Genomic DNA, 16,462 nt, shown 5'->3' with positions numbered 1-16,462 from the left:
GCCTTGCCTGCCCCGGAGCCCACCATGATCCGCCCGCTTTCCCTGCTGCTGTGCCTGCTGGCTCCCGGCGTCGTGCTGGCGCAATCCGCTGCCGGTGCCACCGGGCCGCAGTCGGCCACCGACCTGGACCTGTCGCTGCCGCAGGCGCCGCTGCAGTATATGAACTACCCCACCCTGCGCGGCGACCCGCCCGGCACCTTCTACGGCGACAAGAGCGGCCGCCGCGCCCTCCCGCGCGACGCTGCCGGCAACCGCATTGCCGGGGTCACCGATGACAAGCTGCGGGTCAATGGCAGCATCACTACCGGCATCGGCTACGCCAAGGGCTTCGGCAATACCCATTTCAACGCCGCCGAGTTGAACCTCAACAAGAACTACACCAACGACGACGGCAAGACCCGCAACATGAACCTCAACATCCAGATCAGCGAGGGCAAGGGCCCGGGCTTCTATGGACCGTATGGTGGGGGTTACGGCGGGTACGGCCCCGGCTACTGGAACGGTCCGCCGCCGGTTGGCTGGTAAGCGACTCAGTCCCACCAGTCTTCGCGCTGGATCGAGATCACCCGGCCGTCGTGCCCGCTCATGCGCACGTCCACGCGCTGGTTGCGGGCGTTGCGCGCTTCCAGCGTCCAGGTGGCGCCATCGCGTTCCACCGATTCGATCTTCGTCAGCCCGGCCTTGCCGGCACGGCTGAGGATCTGCCCCGCGTCCAGCATCGGCCGGTCGCTGTACGGGTCGAAGATCTCGCCGGTGCCCGGGTCGATGATCACCTCGGCGAACCTGCCATCGGCGCGGGTGACATCGGCTTCCCACACGCCGTCGTCGCGCTCCAGCTCGTGGACCTGGGTGTAACCGGCAGCAGTGAGCCTGGCCTGCACGTCGGCAGCGTTCAGCGACTTGGCGAAGGCCGGGGCGGCGGTGAAGGTGGCCGCCAGCGCGGCGGCAAGGATCAGCTTGTTCATGGGGGCGTTCCTGGAAAGTGACCGGATCATCCCGGCGCCGCCAGTGTTGCAAGCGCCCTTAAGCACAGCATGAGCCCGGTTGTTAGGCGACGTTTAAACGCCGCCCGTATACCGTATCCACCCCTCCCGAGCCCCGCCGCCATGACTGCCCTGTCGCTGCTGCTGCCCCTGCTGCTGACCGCCTCCGCCCAGGACCCGATGCGGGTACTGGATGGCGGCGCGCGCCAGCAGCAGGCGGTGCGCCAGGCGGTGCAGCAGGGCCGCTACGTGCCGCTGGAAACGGTGGTGCGCGACGCCCTGCGCCGCTATCCCGGCCAGCTGCTGGAAGTGGAGCTGGACGACGGCAAATACGAGATCGAGATCCTGGGGCCCAATGGCGTGGTCATGGAGCTGGACTATGATGCGACCAGCGGCCGCCTGCTCAAGATGGAAGAGGACTGATGCGACTCCTGCTTGCCGAGGACGATGCCCTGCTCGCCAGCCAGCTGCAGCTGCTGCTGGAAGACGCCGGTTACGTGGTGGTGCACAGCAGCGAGGGCGTGGACGCCGAGTACCAGGGCCAGGTGGAAGACATCGCCGCGGCCGTGGTCGACCTGGGCCTGCCGGGACTGGACGGACTGAGCGTGATCGAACGCTGGCGCCAGGCCGGACGTGACTTCCCGGTGCTGGTGCTCACCGCGCGCAGCCGCTGGCACGACAAGCTGGCCGGGTTCGACGCCGGCGCCGATGATTTCCTTACCAAGCCGTTCCAGCCCGAAGAGCTGCTGCTGCGCCTGCGCGCGCTGATCCGCCGCAGCGCCGGCCACGCCAGTCCGCGCCTGCAGTGCGGCCCGCTGCGCCTGGACGTCAATGCCGGGCGCTTCGAGCTGGATGGCGTGCTGCTGCCGCTGAGTCCGCAGGAGCACCGCATCCTGAGCTATTTCATGCACCATCCGGACGTGGTGATCAGCCGTTCGCGGCTGGGCGAGCATGTGTATGAAGCCGGCTTCGACCCGGATTCCAACACGCTGGATGTGCTGATCGGGCGCATCCGCCGCAAGCTCGGCAGTACCCTCATCCACACCCACCGCGGCCAGGGCTTCCGCCTCTCGGCGCACCCATGAAGAGCCGCTCGCTGCGCAGCCGCCTGCTGCTGGCCGGTGGCCTGGGCATGGTGCTGGTCTCGGCGCTGGCCACGTGGTGGCTCGGGGCGATGTTCGAGCGCTCGGCGCGAACCGCGCTGGACCAGCAGCTGGGCAACGACCTGATCGCGGTTCTGGCGCTGGTCGAAGTGGACGCACAGGGTGGCGTGCAGGTGCGCGACGAGCTGCGCGACGAACGCTACCGCCGGGTGTTTTCCGGCGCGTACTGGCAGCTGCTCGATGCCACCGGACAACCGCTGGCACAGTCGCGTTCGCTGTGGGACGAAACGCTGGCGGCACCCGCCGCGCTGCGCACCGGACCGGCGCTGCCGTTCGACACCAGCGGACCGTTGCAGCAGCCGCTGCGCGCCCTGGCCCAGCAGGTCACCCTGCCGCGCGCGGACACACCGCTGCGGGTGGTGGTGGCCGCCGACCGCAGCCAGCTCGACGCCCAGGTCACCGCCTTCCGGCAACGCACGGCGCTTGCCCTGCTGGTTCTGATCGCGCTGTGGTTCGCGGTACTGGTCACCCAGGTGCATTACGGCCTGCGTCCGTTGGCCGAGCTGGGGCGCATTGCCGAACAGGTGCGCAACGGCGAGGACGTACGCTTCCCGCAGCAGGGCCTGGTGCGCGAGGTCGCGCCGTTGGCGGCCGAGCTCAACGCCCTGCTGGACCATCACGGGCGCATGGTGCAGCGCGCCCGGCGCAGTGCCGGCGACCTGGCGCACGCGCTGAAGACACCGCTCAGCGTGCTGAGCAACGAAGCCGCCGGCGCAGGTACCGACTGGCGGCGGACCCTGCGCAGCGAGACCGCGCGCATGCAGGCCAGCATCGACCGCTACCTGGCCGCAGGCATGGCCGCCGACCACCAGCAGCGCACACCGGTGGCCCCGGTGCTGGGCGCACTGTGCGGGTTGATGCAGCGCGTGCATGGCGAGCGCGCCGTGGTCTTTGCCTGCGATGCGGACGCGGCGGGCGTGTTCGCCGGCGCGCGCGAGGACCTGGAAGAGATGCTGGGCAACCTGCTGGACAACGCAGGCAAGTGGGCCGCGCAGCGGGTCGAGGTCACGGTGATCCAGGTGGGATCCGGTTTACGGATCGAGGTCAGCGACGATGGCAGCGGGCTGCCGGAAGCCGATCTCGAACGCGTGCTGGGTCGTGGCGTCCGGCTGGACCAGCGCGCGCCGGGCAGCGGCCTGGGCCTGGCGATCGTGGCGGACATTGCCGAGAGTTACGGCGGCAGCCTGGTGCTGCGCAATGGCGCCCCGGGGTTGCAGGCAATGTTGACGTTGCCAGCGGGTTGACGGCCCGACGGGTAGTGCCGACTGTTAGTCGGCTGCCTTTGGCGACAGACAACCAACGCCCGGATCCCGCGCTTCGCGCGGCAGCCCACTCACAGTCGGCGCTACCGGGCTGAGTGCATCCACCAACAGTCGATGGCATCCAGCACGATGTGGATGATCAACCCGATTCCAAACAGCCGCGTCTTCTTCGGTACACACAACCCCGCGTACACCGCGATCGCCGGCGCCGTATGCAACGGATGGAAGCCGATGCTGCAGCGGTTCGGCGCATAGATCGGATCCGCCAGCAGGTGGTCCAGGTCAATGATCCAGCCGAGCAGCAGCAATGCCCACGCCGACAGGAACCGCTTGCGCCAGAACATCCACGCCAGCAGTGCCGGCACCGCGGCATGCAGGAACAGATGGAAGATGGCGCGGCTGCTCATCGAGCCGCCGCGCCATGCCTGCCACCGTGCACCCCGCCGATCAGATCAGCGGCTCGTCGGACAGGTAGGTGTAGCCGGTCAAGCCGGCTTCCAGCGCCTCGGACAGCTCCTGCGCGCGTTCCGGCGACAGCTGGGCGGCGGCCACGCGGTCGGCATAGCTGGCACGCAGGTCGGCCAGGCTGTAGCCCACGTAGTCCAGCATCACGTCGGTGGTATCGCCACGACGCTGCTGGGTGATCGCGTAGCCATCGGCATCGGCCAGCACTTCCACCGCGTCGGTGTCGCCGAACAGGTTGTGGATGTCGCCGAGGATCTCCTGGTACGCCCCGACCATGAAGAAGCCGATGCGGTAGCTTTCGCCCGGGCGCACCGCGTGCAGCGGCAGCGAGGTGTCCAGGCTTTCGTTCTCGACGTAGGTCTTCACCATGCCGTCCGAATCGCAGGTCATGTCGGCGATGATGCCGCGACGTTGCGGCGCTTCGTCCAGGCGCTCGATCGGCACGATCGGAAACACCTGGTCGATCGCCCAGGCATCGGGGATCGACTCGAACACGCTGAAGTTGACGAAGTACTTGTCCACCAGGCGCTCGTTGAGCTCGTCCAGCGCCGGACGGTGGCTCTTCTCGTCGTAGCTCAGGCGTGCACGCACCGCATGGGCGATGGCATAGAACAGATCATCGATGCGCGCCCGCTGCGGCAGGTCGATCTGGCCCAGCGCATAGCTGGACAGGCCTTCGGCATGGAAGTGCTGCGCCTCCTGGAACAGCTCCACCGCCGGGCGCTGGTCCAGGTCGGCATGGATCTCGCGCAGGTGGCGGATCGCGGCGGGCTCGTCGTCGTGCTGGTCGGGCACGCGGCCCTCCTGCGCCTCTTCCACTTCCGAGACGTTGGCGATCAGTACCGCGTGGTGCGCGGTCATCGCGCGGCCGCACTCGGTGACGATGCGCGGCGGGGTCAGGCCGTGCTCTTCGCAGGCGTTGGCCAGCGGCTGCACGATGTTGCCGGCGTACGAATCCAGCCCGTAATTGATCGAGCAGAAACTGCGCGAGCGGGTGCCTTCGTAGTCCACGCCAAGCCCGCCGCCCACGTCCACGTGGGTGATCTTCGCGCCCAGGCGCGAGAGCTCCACGAAGTAGCGGGTGGCTTCGCGCATGCCGTTGGCGATGTCGCGCACGTTGGAGATCTGCGAGCCCATATGGAAATGCAGCAGGCTCAGGCAGTCGGCGTATTCGGTGTCGCGCAGCGACTTCCACAGGTCCAGCAGCTGCCGCGGGGACAGCCCGAACTTGGCCTTGTCGCCGCCGCTGTTCTGCCACTTGCCCGCGCCCAGCGAGGCCAGGCGCATGCGCACGCCCAGGCCCGGCTTCACGTCCAGCGCCTTGGCTTCCTCCAGCACCAGCTTCAGCTCGGAGGGCTTCTCGATCACGATGAAGGTCTGCAGGCCCAGCTTGCGCCCGATCAGCGCCAGGCGGATGTACTCACGGTCCTTGTAGCCGTTGCAGACGATCAGCCCGCCCGGTCGCGACAGGGCCAGCACCGCCATCAGTTCCGGCTTGCTGCCCGCTTCCAGGCCGAAGCCCTCGCCGTGGTGGCTGGCCAGGGTGCCGGCCACGCCACGGTGCTGGTTCACCTTGATCGGGTACACGGCTGTGTAGCCGCCCGGGTAGTCCCAGTCGGCCTGGGCCCGGCCGAACGCGGCCTGCAGCTTGCCCAGGCGCTGGCCAAGGATGTCCGGGAAGCGTACCAGCAGCGGCAGCTTGGCCCCGCCCGCGCGCGCGGCGTCCACGATCTGCGGCAACGACACCACCGGGCCGTCCTGGCCAGTCGGTCTCACCACCATGTGTCCAGCCTGATCCACGTCGAAGTAGCCATCCGCCCAATGCGGAATCGAGTAGGTCTTGCGGGCTTGGTCGAGGGACCAATCGGTCATTTCAGTGGGCCTGGTTGGTAAAAAAGGGGGTGCATGATAACGCCTAACTGGCGACAGCTCCGTTATCATGCGCGCCCGCGCCCGACCCGGGGAATTGAACCTGAACAGGGCGCGGACCCCGTCCGGACGTGGCTAGACCACGCGGCCATCGTGCCGCCAACCCGGCTCCAACTTCTCCGAACAGGACCGTTACACCATGACTGACAACACCAACTGGTATATCGAGCATTTCGAGCGCACCGGCTCGGCCATCGGCTACCGCCTGAAGGGCAAGCTCGATGAAGTGCAGTCGCCGTTCCAGAAGATCGAAATCTTCGCGACCACCGACTGGGGCAACCTGATGACCATCGATGGCGCCATCATGCTGACCAGCAAGGACAACTTCTTCTATCACGAGATGATCAGCCACCCGGTGCTGTTCACCCACGCCGCGCCCAAGCGCGTGGTCATCATCGGTGGCGGCGACTGCGGCACCCTGCGCGAGGTGCTCAAGCACCCGGGCGTGGAGAGCGTGACCCAGTGCGACATCGACGAGCAGGTCACCCGCATGGCCGAGAAGCACTTCCCGGAGCTGTGCGATTCCAACGACGACCCGCGCGCCGAACTGATGTTCGACGATGGCGTGGCCTACATGGCCAACTGCCCGGCCGGCAGCGTGGACGTGGTGATCGTGGACTCCACCGACCCGGTCGGCCCGGGTGAAGGCCTGTTCAACAAGGCCTTCTACGAAAGCTGCTTCAAGGCACTGAAGGAAGACGGCATCCTGGTGCAGCAGTCCGAATCGCCGCTGATGCAGCTGGACCTGATCAACGAAATGCGCACCGAGATGGGCAAGGCCGGCTTCCAGTCGTTCAAGACCCTGCCGTTCCCGCAGCCGTGCTACCCGACCGGCTGGTGGAGCGTGACCCTGGCGCGCAAGGGCCAGAGCAGCTTCGACTTCCGCCAGTCCGATTCGGCCGCCAAGCCCTTCGAGACCCTGTACTACACCGCCGCGCTGCACACCGGCGTGCTGGTGACCCCGCCGTTCGTGCAGGCCGCCCTGAAGGGTTGAGCGGAACGCGTACCGACCAACGGTCGGTACCTACCGGCCCCGCGTACCGACCAACGGTCGGTACCTACCGGCCTCGCGTACCGGCCAACGGTCGGTACCTACCGGCCCCGCGTACCGGCCAACGGTCGGTACCTACCGGCCTCGCGTACCGGCCCACGGTCCGCGGTAGGTGACGACCGTTGGTCGTCACGCGCACCAACAAAAAAACCCGCGCTGTCGCCAGCGCGGGTTTTTTCATTCCGGTAGCGCCGGCCGTTGGCCGGCCCTCGCGATATCGGATTACAGCGCCCAGATCCCCGCAATCACCAGCAGCACCAGGCCCCACTTGATCGCGTGGTAGGCGAACGCGCTCTTCGCGCGCAGCGCCTTGGCCTTCAGCCGCACCTTGTACAGCCCACCGAACGCCTTGTTCACCCCGCCGGTCGGGTCGCCGGGGAAATTCGGCGACGCACCACCGGCCAGCAGCGTAGCGGCCACCGCACGGTTGAACAGGCCCGGCAACCCGAACCGCAGCGGTCGGGCGATGTCGCAGAACAGGATCACCCGGTCCTGCTCGGTTTCATTGTGCGCATGGTGGATGTAGGTCTCATCGAACATCATCCATTCGCCGTCGCGCCAGCTTTTGCGCACGCCGTCCACCTCGATGTAACAGCGGTCATCGTTCGGCGTGGCCAGGCCCAGGTGCAGGCGCAGCGACCCGGCAAACGGGTCGCGGTGCGGGCGCAGCTCGCTGCCGGGCGGCAGCTGGGCGAACATCGCCGCGCGTACGTCGGGGATGGATTCCAGCAGCGCGGTGGTCTGCGGGCACAGCGCCAGCGCCGACGGATGCGACGGGCCATACCACTTCAGGTAGAAGCGCTTCCAGCCGCGGCGGAAGAACGAATTGAAACCGGCATCGTTGTACGAGCTCGACGCGGCGATCTTCTCGGCATCGCGCAGCGCCAGCGCTTCGTCGCGGATCATCGTCCAGTTCGCCCGCAGCGGTTCCAGCTGCGGGAAGTCCCTGCCCGGGTCCAGGAACGGCGTGGTCGGCACCTTGGAGAACAGGTACATGATCACGTTGATGGGCGCCATGAAGCTCGAATGGTCGAGCAGCTGCCGCGACCAGCGTGCACGCACCTTGCCGCGGTAATGGATGTACAGCACGCAGGCCACGAACATGGCCACCACAATAATCTTGATCATCAAGCTTCCACCGGCCAGCGCCGGAACCCATCAGGGCAAAGGGAACGCGGAACCGGAACCGGCCCGCATCGGGGGGGAGCGCGTGCGCGACGGAGACGTGCCGACGGGTGCGGGACTGCCGCGCAGGCTGCTACAGCCTGCCAATGGTCGGGACGCGCCGGGTCGCGGTCAACCCTCGTCGCATTCAGGCGAGGGCGAGCATTTGCTTAACTCATTGAATTATTTGCATTTCGAATAATTGCCGCGTGCGGCTTTCCCGCTCTGCGCGACGATCTGTTCCACGTCCGGTTACTACATTTTTCTGACAACTACTGGTTTGGTGTACTGAGGAGTACTAAAATTAACGAAATCTTGATCCTCCCCCATTCAGCAGCACCGGTACGCCTGACGCTTTGCGCCGACCGCCGGGTCGCCCCAGAACGTCATGAATACGACCGTTGCCTTGTGTGTCGACGACACCGCCCCCGCCGAGCTTCTCAAGCGCGGCGAACGCCTGCTTGAACCCGACGTCTACCGCACCTGCCTCAACGGGCAGCCCGCAGTGGTCAAGGACTACACCCGTTACCGCGGCACCCCGCTGTCGCCGGTGGCCCGCCTGCTGGTGCGCCGCGAAGCGCGCATCCTGCAGCGGCTGGCCGGCTGGAAGCACGCCCCTGCCCTGCTCGGCACCATCGGCGGCCTGGCGCTGGGCATGGAGTTCATTCCCGGCCAGACCCTCAGCGCCGCCCAGTCGGTGGGCATCGAGGTGTTCGAGCAGTTGCAGATGGCCCTCAGCCGCCTGCATGCCGCCGGCATCACCCACAACGACCTGCATGGCACCAACGTGATGGTCAATGGCGGCGTGCCGGTGCTGGTGGACTTCACCTCGGCCTGGCGCAGCCCGCGCTGGCTGCCGGTCCACCCGGTCTCGCGCCAGCTGCGCCGCAGCGACATGAAGAACCTGCTCAAGATGCGCCAGCGCCTGACCGGTGCCCGACCCAGCGCTTCCGAAGCGGCCCAGGTGGCCGACCCGCGCTGGGTGGCCGGCGTGAGGGTGGCCTGGAAGCGCTTCTACCGCTGGTTCAAGGCTTGAATGCCTGCCGGGCAGCGCCCGGCACTACCGGCCGTAGTGCCGGGCTCTGCCCGGCGATCCCCTTACAGCGCGTCGGCGTCCAGCTCACCGGTGCGGATGCGCACCACGCTGCCCAGGTCGTACACGAACACCTTGCCGTCGCCGATCTTGCCGGTCCCGGCGGCCTTGACGATGGCCTCCACCACCTCCTCGACCTGGTCGTCGGTGACCGCCACCTCGATCTTCACCTTGGGCAGGAAGTCCACTACGTACTCGGCACCCCGGTACAGCTCGGTGTGACCCTTCTGCCGGCCGAAGCCCTTCACCTCGGTCACCGTGATCCCGGTGACACCGCGTTCGGCCAGCGCTTCGCGTACATCATCGAGTTTGAACGGCTTGACCACCGCCATGACCATCTTCATCTGTTGGCTCCCTTGATCTGCGGCGCAAGGATACCGCTATCCTAGTGCCTGGCCAGCCCCACCCGCAGAGATCCCCATGATCGACCTCAACCAGCTCGATGACCTTGCACGCCGCCTGAGCGACATGGTGCCGCCGGGCCTGCGTCAGTCGCGCGAAGAACTGCAGGCCACCTTCAAGAGTGCCCTGCAGGCCGGCCTGGGCAAACTGGACCTGGTCACCCGCGAGGAATTCGACGTGCAGCGCGCCGTGCTGCTGCGCACCCGCGAGAAGCTGGAAGCGCTGGAAAAGACCGTGGCCGCGCTGGAAGCATCGGCCAACGCCGCGAACACCGCGCCGGAACGCCCCGCGCCCTGACCCGCGTGCCGAAGCGGCTTCTCCTGATTCCGCAGCACGGCACTGCCCGACAGCCAAAGCCCCCGTACCCGGCCAAGCTCGCAGATCGTTGAGTCAACCCGGAAACCTGCATGAGCCTTGCGCTGGTGCATAGCCGCGCGCGCGTAGGCATTGCCGCCCCCGCTGTGCGCATCGAAGTGATGCTGAGCGGCGGCCTGCCGCATACCACCATGGTCGGCCTGCCCGAAGCGGCCGTGCGCGAATCGCGCGACCGGGTGCGTGCCGCGCTGCTGTGCGCACGTTTCGAGTACCCGCAGCAGCGCATCCTGATCAACCTGGCCCCGGCCGACCTTCCCAAGGAAGGCGGGCGCTTCGACCTGGCCATCGCGCTGGGCATCCTTGCCGCCAGCGACCAGATCGACCGGCAGCTGCTGGGCAACTACGAATTCCTGGGCGAGCTGGCGCTGACCGGTGAACTGCGCGGCGTGGACGGCGCGCTGCCAGCCGCGATCGCTGCTGCGCAGCAGGGTCGCACCCTGGTGCTGGCCGCAGGCAATGGCGAAGAAGCAGCGCTGGCCCAACACGCCGACGTACGCGTGGCCCGCACCCTGCTCGAAGTGTGCGCGTCGCTGGCCAGCCGGTCCCTGCCGCATGCCGTGCCCGCGCCGGTAACGCCGCTTGCGGTTGCGGACCTGCGCGACGTGCGCGGCCAGCAGCAGGCGCGGCGTGCACTGGAAGTGGCGGCCGCCGGCGGACACCACCTGTTGCTGCTCGGCACCCCCGGCTGCGGCAAGACCCTGCTGGCCTCGCGCCTGCCCGGCATCCTGCCCGACGCCACGGAGGCCGAGGCGCTGGAGACGGCGACCATTGCCTCGTGCACCGGTACCGGCATCGACACCGCCCGTTGGCGGCATCGCCCCTATCGCGCCCCGCACCACACGGCCAGCGCGGTATCGCTGGTCGGCGGCGGCACGCACCCGCGCCCGGGTGAGATCTCGCTGGCTCACAACGGCGTGCTGTTCCTGGACGAGCTTCCCGAGTGGAGCCGCCACACCCTGGAAGTGCTGCGGGAACCCCTGGAATCCGGCACGGTGATGGTGGCGCGCGCAGCGCGTACTGATGCCTTCCCCTCGCGCTTCCAGCTGGTGGCGGCAATGAATCCCTGCCCCTGCGGCTGGGCAGGCGACCGAAGTGGTCGCTGCCGCTGCAGCGCTGAAGCCATCCAGCGCTATCGCAGGCGCGTATCCGGCCCGCTGCTGGATCGCATCGACCTGCATGTGCAGGTGCCCCGCCTGGAGCCTGCCGAACTGCGCAGCGGTGCGCCGTTGGGCGAGGACAGCCTTACGGTCCGCGCACGCGTGGTCGCCGCACGCGAGGTGCAGCTGGCGCGCAGTGGAAAACCCAACGCACAGCTGTTACCCACCGAACTCGACGTGCATTGCCACCTGGACCCGGATGACCAGCAGTTGCTGGAGACCGCAGTGGAGCAGCTGCAGCTTTCGGCGAGATCCATGCACCGGATCCTGCGCGTGGCCCGCACGGTAGCCGACCTCGCCGCGCAGGAGCGGATTACGACAGCGCACCTGGCCGAGGCGATTGGCTACCGGCAGGTGGATCGTGGGGGTGTGGGGTAAATCGCTTGCTGATCCATTGCTCGGCGACCATCCATTGCGATCTTCGGCGTTGACACTTGACGCCACGCACGAGCACGCTCCTCGTAGAGGCCGTGCGCGAATCGCGCGACCGTGTGCGTGCCGCGCTGCTGTGCGCACGTTTCGAGTACCCGCGGCAGCGCATCCTGATCAACCTGGCCCCGGCCGACCTGCCCAAGGAGGGCGGGCGCTTCGACTTGGCCATCGCGCTGGGCATCCTTGCCGCCGGCGACCAGATCGACCGGCAGCTGCTGGGCAACTACGAATTCTTGGGCGAGCTGGTGCTGACAGGTGAACTGCGCGGGGTGGACGGCGCGCTGCCACCCGCGATCGCTGCTGCGCAGCACGGTCGCACCCTGGTGCTGGCCGCAGGCAATGGCGAAGAAGCAGTGTTGGCCCACACGTTCTTCTGCAGCAACTGCTTGCCGAGATCATCATCCCCGTCCAGATCATGGGCTGCGTAGCCGACACGGTCACAACGATCATCGGTGTCGAAGTACAGGTAGATGTTGTAGATGGTTTCCATGGCACCTGATCTGCCGTGGACTAGCCGTCGTCTCAACGTGAATTCCGATTCGAGATTGAACCGGTCCGCTTTCCTGAGCCAATTGACGCCGGTCAGGAGAAGGGAAGATTCAGGTGATGGAGGTACAGGTAGGGAAATGGATTCTCGCGATCATGCTGCGTCTCGAATGCGGCGGTCTTGACGAAATGCGCTGGAGGCGCACGCCAGTAAGTATCCTTCGAGAACTCACGCATATAGGCCGCCTTTGCCCATGAGTTCCGTCGACCTCCCATTCCGATGAAGGAGGTGACGCTGCGCAACGCATGATGGCCAATCCGCAGATGCCTGCATACCCCAGCACCTGCGTGCCGCAATCAGCAACACCAGAATCAAGCATGCCTCATTTGCCAACAAAGTGTATTCTAGGCTACTGAGCCTCCTTGTATCTTTCTAGGAATGTAGTGGTTTCCCCTACATCAGGCACCCTATCTGGTCGCCCCAAGCAATTCCTGTACTGCATGCCCTATGGCCGCATCAACTATGCGCTGCTACGATTCGTCTAGGTCTGGACTGCCGAGGGCAACATCTCGGCCTGGAACAGCGTCGTTTACGGCAAAGTGTGCACAGGGGGTGCCATGGCTTTGGTGAACTGCCGCGAATGCGGCAAGCAGATCAGTGATCAAGCTTCGGCTTGTCCGAATTGCGGATTCCCGATGTCCGCGGGAGTCGACCCGACTCCTGGCATCCCAACTCCACCACCGCTGGGCCCGTCTTCAGATCTGAACCGAGCCGTACCAGCAGCGCCCGTTGCGACCTCCATTCCGGCACCGCGCCCAGCACCGAAGAAGTCGGGCTGTGGAACATTCATTGTGTTTGGACTCGTCGGCCTTCTCGTCCTGTTGGTCATGGGCTACGGAATGGGGCCCGAGAAGAAAGCGGCCACTCCATCGGCAAGCCGCGGCACTGCCAGCCAGAGTGGGGCAGCCGCTGCTCAGGCATCGGACCAGAGTGCTGCGAAGGCAACAACGGTCGAGATGTCTGCGCCCGAACTTCTGGCTGCCGCAAAGGACCAGGCCCGGCCAACTTCCGAACGATTGGCGAACCTCACGCTTATCCTCAAGAATCATCCCGGCTCGGCCCAAGCCAAGGAGGCTGATGCAATGCGGCCGAAGCTGGAGGCTCAACTTCACGACGAGCTTAACCCGGTAGGCCTGCAGTGGTCCTATTCCACCCAGCAGGATGACATGTCGGGAAAGCCCGTCCGCACGGCACGGGTAACCAGCACCAACAGCTTCGACTTTGACTTCCCCTACTCAGGCCGCCAGAAGGCAGAGCTCACGATCAGGCGTCACCCTCGATGGGGCAACGATGTAATGGTCAGCATCGAGAAGGGGCAGATCCTGTGCAATAGCTTCAGCTCCTGCCCCGTGCGTGTTCGATTTGACGACGAGCCCGCCAAGACTTTCACTGGAACCGAGCCATCGGACAACAGCAGCGAGATGGTCTTCATCCCAGGATACAAGACCCTCACAACGAAGCTGGGCAAAGCCAAGCGCCTCCGAGTGGAGTTCAACGTCTATCAGCAAGGCTCGGTCATGGCCGAATTTGACGTCAGCGGATTTGACGCAAAACGCATGACTCAGTAGCAGGTTCGGTTGGGAAACGAGGGTCGTGGGTACATCGCAGCTCGTAGCCTGGCCGCAGTGCCTATGTGATGTTTTTCGTCGTACTCAGGTAAAGGAGCGCTGGCATGTAAGATTTGGGAAAGAGGATCGCTGACGCTATTGCAAACGTTAAGATCAAGGCTAGCAGCCATTCTCTCAAGAACGAAGTTAACAGCTCATTATCAAGTGGAAGGCGCGGGAGAATTTGCTTTCCGAGGAGCACGATCTTGAAGATCTGTTGGCCGAAATTGTGGCCATCCTAAAGTTTCTGGAGGCAGATCCGGTCGCGCCAGGGGACCTTGACCGCATAAATGACCTGCTGTCCAGGACCGACAGCAGCGCCGGACCGCAGGGTAATGTATCTGGTACATCGGTTAAGTGAGCTTCGGAGCTTGAACGATCTATCTCGCGGCGTAGGACATGTTCTGCGTCCTGCACATTGCGTTAGCCATGGTTTGGCACGTCCTGTTGCTGCCGTGCGTTAACGATGCTAGTTCGCCGGAGCAGAGATTGAGAGCCGCCCCCCTTTTAGGAGGCGGCAGCTTGCTTGGTGAGACGCTGGCTGGCGGCAGACCTATTCCACGAGGCCCGATACTAAAGGCACCGCCATCGGTGCCGCTATTGTTGTGTCGCTACGTATCGATTGGCACACGATGGACTTCAAGGACTACCCCGGCGATTCGCGGCTGTATTTCATCCGTTGGATTGATCGCTACACCAAGCCCCATAAGGGCTCTACATCGACGTCGGTGTGCTGCTATCTGGCACCCCTACCCGATGACATCAAAGATCCGGCCAAGGCAACGCCGGATCAGATCGCCAAGCTCTTCGGCTATTCGGAGCAGATGCCTTTTGTAGCCAGGGTCCTGGTCGGTGCCCTGCCTTCGATTCGCATTGGTTACGTCTACCGTGACGGCAGGCGCGTAGGTGTACTTCCCACCCGAGAGCTGTCCCTGGGCGATGCCTTGTCGAACGCAGAAGGCTCTGGCAAGTACGGGCGCAATATCCAGCTCGACACAGTCATCGGCAAGGACGGGGACTTCCCTCTCAAGGCGGTTCCGACCAGCCAGCTTCACCTCGAGCACAGCGTCCGCTTCCGCAGCGGGGTGTTGATGGCAGAAGACTCCACCAGTGGGATCGAGTTCTTGATTCCGCGAAGCCTGATATTTCGGACCTTCTATGCCCGCTCTACCTATCTGGCGTCCGTGTTCACCGCCGGGATTTGGGATGAAACTGTCGGCAGGGTGATCTTCCTGGACAAGGAGTTCGCTGGAAACTGGACGCGCGAGCTGCAGGACCCTCGTTGCTTTCATCTAGTGATGCAACGAGGGATGCGTAAGGCGGATGCCGTATCTGTTGCACTGCTGCACTTCTACCCCTACGGCAAGGCCACGGCCAACGCGCTCTATACACCGATGCTCAAAGCGCAGAACGACGCCGCGTTCGGTGGTGATTACTCGTGGTACTCCAATGCGCAGATCCCCATGGATCCAGACCTTGGCCCCTACAGCGGCAAGGTAATGGGGTACTACCTGACACCACATAGGGGCCGTCGACCGCGCAAGACGTTCCTTGTCACCTCATTGCTCGGGTTTTCGCTACCACGTGACTTTCCAGAGATGGGCGACATCCTGGTCAACGATGGCGGCCGGGACGGTGATCTCGAGCACTCGGGCGGACCTCGCCCCTATGGTGGCGCGCCGGACCGCGGCCAAAAGCGCCCGAATGGCATGCAAGACAACGATGGCCACAATGGTTCAACCATCCATCAGGCGTTCGACGAGCCCAGCGATACGTTCGAGTGGATGAATGCCCCTCCACGCTTTGACTTGGTGAAGGACCATAGTTCGATGTACACCGAGCCAAGGGCCCCGGGACCGAACACCAGTACCGAGGACGGCTCGTTCGGCGACCGCGATGGTGCCAAGGACTCCAAGAGCGCGCTCGACGCCCGACTGAAGAACCGCGCGACCGAGAGCAACTTCGTGGCGCTTCTCGAGGTATTGGAGGCGGTCAAGGCTGAAGGTGCCATTGCTGACTTCAGCCTGGTCTACCCTCAGGATTCGACCCAGCGCGTGCCGATTGGGTCATGCATCTGCTGGAACTTTCTAGATGGACTGGAGCGGGCGGTCAGCTACGACCAGCGAGTTCGTAAGGGATGGGCGTTCCTCCATCAGGAAGGCAGGCGGTCCGGAGGGCTGGAGCGAGGCGCGCTGGTCGTGGGTGTGACGCTGTCAGATGGAAGAACGGCCTTCTGGATCGAGATCCAGACCCGACAGGGCGCAATGACCCCACTGGTGATTGACGATGGATCTGACCCCGATGCTCAAATCTCCAGGGCGCTGAACATCATCTTCAGCGCCAGGGGGAGCAACCTCGAGGACCATTTTCGCACCGCGTCCATAAAGGCGTACTGCTTCACCCACCGCTATGTCTCACAGAATGAGGATGACGATGAGGATGAGGATGAGGATGTTACCCAGGACGACGGCAAGAAGAGACAGCACAAGAAGGAATGGGACAAAGACTGGTTGATAGCCTTCTTCAAGTCCGTGACCGGTAGCAAGCAAATTGCTGGCAGCGCTGTGAAGTGAGCTGTAGAGCCGGCCAGGCACGCAACCGCACTTATTCCCGCCCGGCTCGTCGATGGAGCCATGTCGCCACCAAGCCCGCCATTGCGTCCGGGATTTCTACTGGACCATTGCGGGTCTGCAGGTGACGTTCCCCAGAACGGCCCAGCACCTCTCTCGGAGTCGGGCACGGTGATGGTCGTCCGCGCTGCACGGACCGATGCGTTCCCCTACCGGTCAAGGTCGAAATCTCTTCTTGCTAATGGCCCTGCTATCCGGGGTT

The 16,462-nt window shown here is 65.0% G+C and carries 15 protein-coding genes and 1 pseudogene; 11 read left to right on the top strand and 5 right to left on the bottom strand.

The features are described from left to right. Window positions 1-24 precede the first annotated feature (24 nt). Window positions 25-525 carry a hypothetical protein gene (locus FSZ13_RS07245; RefSeq protein WP_145478884.1) on the top strand — a complete coding sequence of 167 codons (501 nt, stop codon included), beginning with the start codon at window positions 25-27 and terminating at the stop codon, window positions 523-525. Window positions 526-530: 5 nt separating this feature from the next. On the opposite strand, the gene FSZ13_RS07240 is transcribed toward FSZ13_RS07245, so the two are convergent. Further along, window positions 531-965 carry a PepSY domain-containing protein gene (locus tag FSZ13_RS07240; protein ID WP_145478883.1) on the bottom strand — a complete coding sequence of 145 codons (435 nt, stop codon included), beginning with the start codon at window positions 963-965 and terminating at the stop codon, window positions 531-533. 141 nt (window positions 966-1,106) lie between these two features. Between FSZ13_RS07240 and FSZ13_RS07235 the strand changes: the two genes are divergently transcribed. The 3 genes from FSZ13_RS07235 to FSZ13_RS07225 are packed head-to-tail and all read left to right on the top strand — an operon-like array spanning window position 1,107 to window position 3,390. Beyond that, a complete protein-coding gene (locus tag FSZ13_RS07235) occupies window positions 1,107-1,406 on the top strand; it encodes a PepSY domain-containing protein (protein ID WP_145478882.1) in 300 nt (99 codons plus the stop codon). Beyond that, window positions 1,406-2,068 (top strand): response regulator transcription factor, encoded by a 663-nt coding sequence (locus FSZ13_RS07230; protein ID WP_145478881.1) that lies wholly within the window; start codon window positions 1,406-1,408, stop codon window positions 2,066-2,068. Before FSZ13_RS07235 ends, FSZ13_RS07230 begins: the two co-directional genes overlap by 1 nt. Further along, window positions 2,065-3,390 (top strand): ATP-binding protein, encoded by a 1,326-nt coding sequence (locus FSZ13_RS07225; RefSeq protein WP_145478880.1) that lies wholly within the window; start codon window positions 2,065-2,067, stop codon window positions 3,388-3,390. Before FSZ13_RS07230 ends, FSZ13_RS07225 begins: the two co-directional genes overlap by 4 nt. A 101-nt stretch (window positions 3,391-3,491) precedes the next feature. Here the strand turns inward: FSZ13_RS07225 and FSZ13_RS07220 are convergent, their stop codons facing one another. Both FSZ13_RS07220 and speA read right to left on the bottom strand, forming a co-directional pair. Beyond that, the gene (locus tag FSZ13_RS07220) at window positions 3,492-3,815 is read right to left on the bottom strand and encodes a DUF6122 family protein (RefSeq protein WP_145478879.1); all 324 of its coding nucleotides are present in this window, start codon (window positions 3,813-3,815) and stop codon (window positions 3,492-3,494) included. Window positions 3,816-3,855: 40 nt separating this feature from the next. After that, a complete protein-coding gene (gene speA, locus FSZ13_RS07215; RefSeq protein WP_145478878.1) occupies window positions 3,856-5,745 on the bottom strand; it encodes an arginine decarboxylase in 1,890 nt (629 codons plus the stop codon). Window positions 5,746-5,941: 196 nt separating this feature from the next. Between speA and speE the strand changes: the two genes are divergently transcribed. Then, window positions 5,942-6,796, top strand: a complete 855-nt coding sequence (gene speE, locus FSZ13_RS07210; protein WP_145478877.1) for a polyamine aminopropyltransferase — start codon at window positions 5,942-5,944, stop codon at window positions 6,794-6,796. A 279-nt stretch (window positions 6,797-7,075) separates the two neighbouring features. On the opposite strand, the gene FSZ13_RS07205 is transcribed toward speE, so the two are convergent. After that, window positions 7,076-7,981: an aspartyl/asparaginyl beta-hydroxylase domain-containing protein gene (locus tag FSZ13_RS07205; RefSeq protein WP_186308868.1), complete on the bottom strand. Its 906-nt coding sequence runs from the start codon at window positions 7,979-7,981 to the stop codon at window positions 7,076-7,078. 424 nt (window positions 7,982-8,405) lie between these two features. Here FSZ13_RS07205 and FSZ13_RS07200 point away from each other — a divergent pair, with 424 nt between their 5' ends. Further along, window positions 8,406-9,053 (top strand): RIO1 family regulatory kinase/ATPase, encoded by a 648-nt coding sequence (locus FSZ13_RS07200; protein WP_145478875.1) that lies wholly within the window; start codon window positions 8,406-8,408, stop codon window positions 9,051-9,053. A 62-nt stretch (window positions 9,054-9,115) separates the two neighbouring features. Here the strand turns inward: FSZ13_RS07200 and FSZ13_RS07195 are convergent, their stop codons facing one another. Further along, window positions 9,116-9,454, bottom strand: coding sequence for a P-II family nitrogen regulator (locus tag FSZ13_RS07195; RefSeq protein ID WP_145478873.1), 339 nt, complete (start codon window positions 9,452-9,454; stop codon window positions 9,116-9,118). Between the two features lie 76 nt (window positions 9,455-9,530). On the opposite strand from FSZ13_RS07195, the gene ubiK reads away from it, so the two are divergent. From ubiK to FSZ13_RS07170, 5 genes and pseudogenes are all read left to right on the top strand, one after another. Then, entirely contained in the window at window positions 9,531-9,809 is a 279-nt protein-coding gene (gene ubiK / locus FSZ13_RS07190) for a ubiquinone biosynthesis accessory factor UbiK (protein WP_145478870.1), read from the top strand. 110 nt (window positions 9,810-9,919) lie between these two features. After that, complete coding sequence (locus FSZ13_RS07185) at window positions 9,920-11,422, top strand: YifB family Mg chelatase-like AAA ATPase (RefSeq protein ID WP_145478868.1); 1,503 nt, start codon at window positions 9,920-9,922, stop codon at window positions 11,420-11,422. A gap of 89 nt (window positions 11,423-11,511) precedes the next feature. Beyond that, window positions 11,512-11,838: pseudogene (locus FSZ13_RS07180) on the top strand (magnesium chelatase domain-containing protein); the annotation flags it as partial. 742 nt (window positions 11,839-12,580) lie between these two features. After that, on the top strand, window positions 12,581-13,591 hold the full coding sequence (locus tag FSZ13_RS07175; RefSeq protein ID WP_145478864.1) for a zinc ribbon domain-containing protein: 1,011 nt from the start codon (window positions 12,581-12,583) through the stop codon (window positions 13,589-13,591). 671 nt (window positions 13,592-14,262) lie between these two features. Continuing rightward, the gene (locus FSZ13_RS07170) at window positions 14,263-16,203 is read left to right on the top strand and encodes a hypothetical protein (RefSeq protein WP_145478862.1); all 1,941 of its coding nucleotides are present in this window, start codon (window positions 14,263-14,265) and stop codon (window positions 16,201-16,203) included. The last annotated feature ends 259 nt before the right edge of the window (window positions 16,204-16,462 follow it).

Origin of the sequence: Stenotrophomonas rhizophila, from assembly GCF_007667275.1 — a bacterium.
GTDB lineage: Bacteria > Pseudomonadota > Gammaproteobacteria > Xanthomonadales > Xanthomonadaceae > Stenotrophomonas > Stenotrophomonas maltophilia_AE.
The sequence above is the reverse complement of the archived record's forward strand: the minus strand, read 5'-3'. Positions and strand labels throughout refer to the sequence as shown.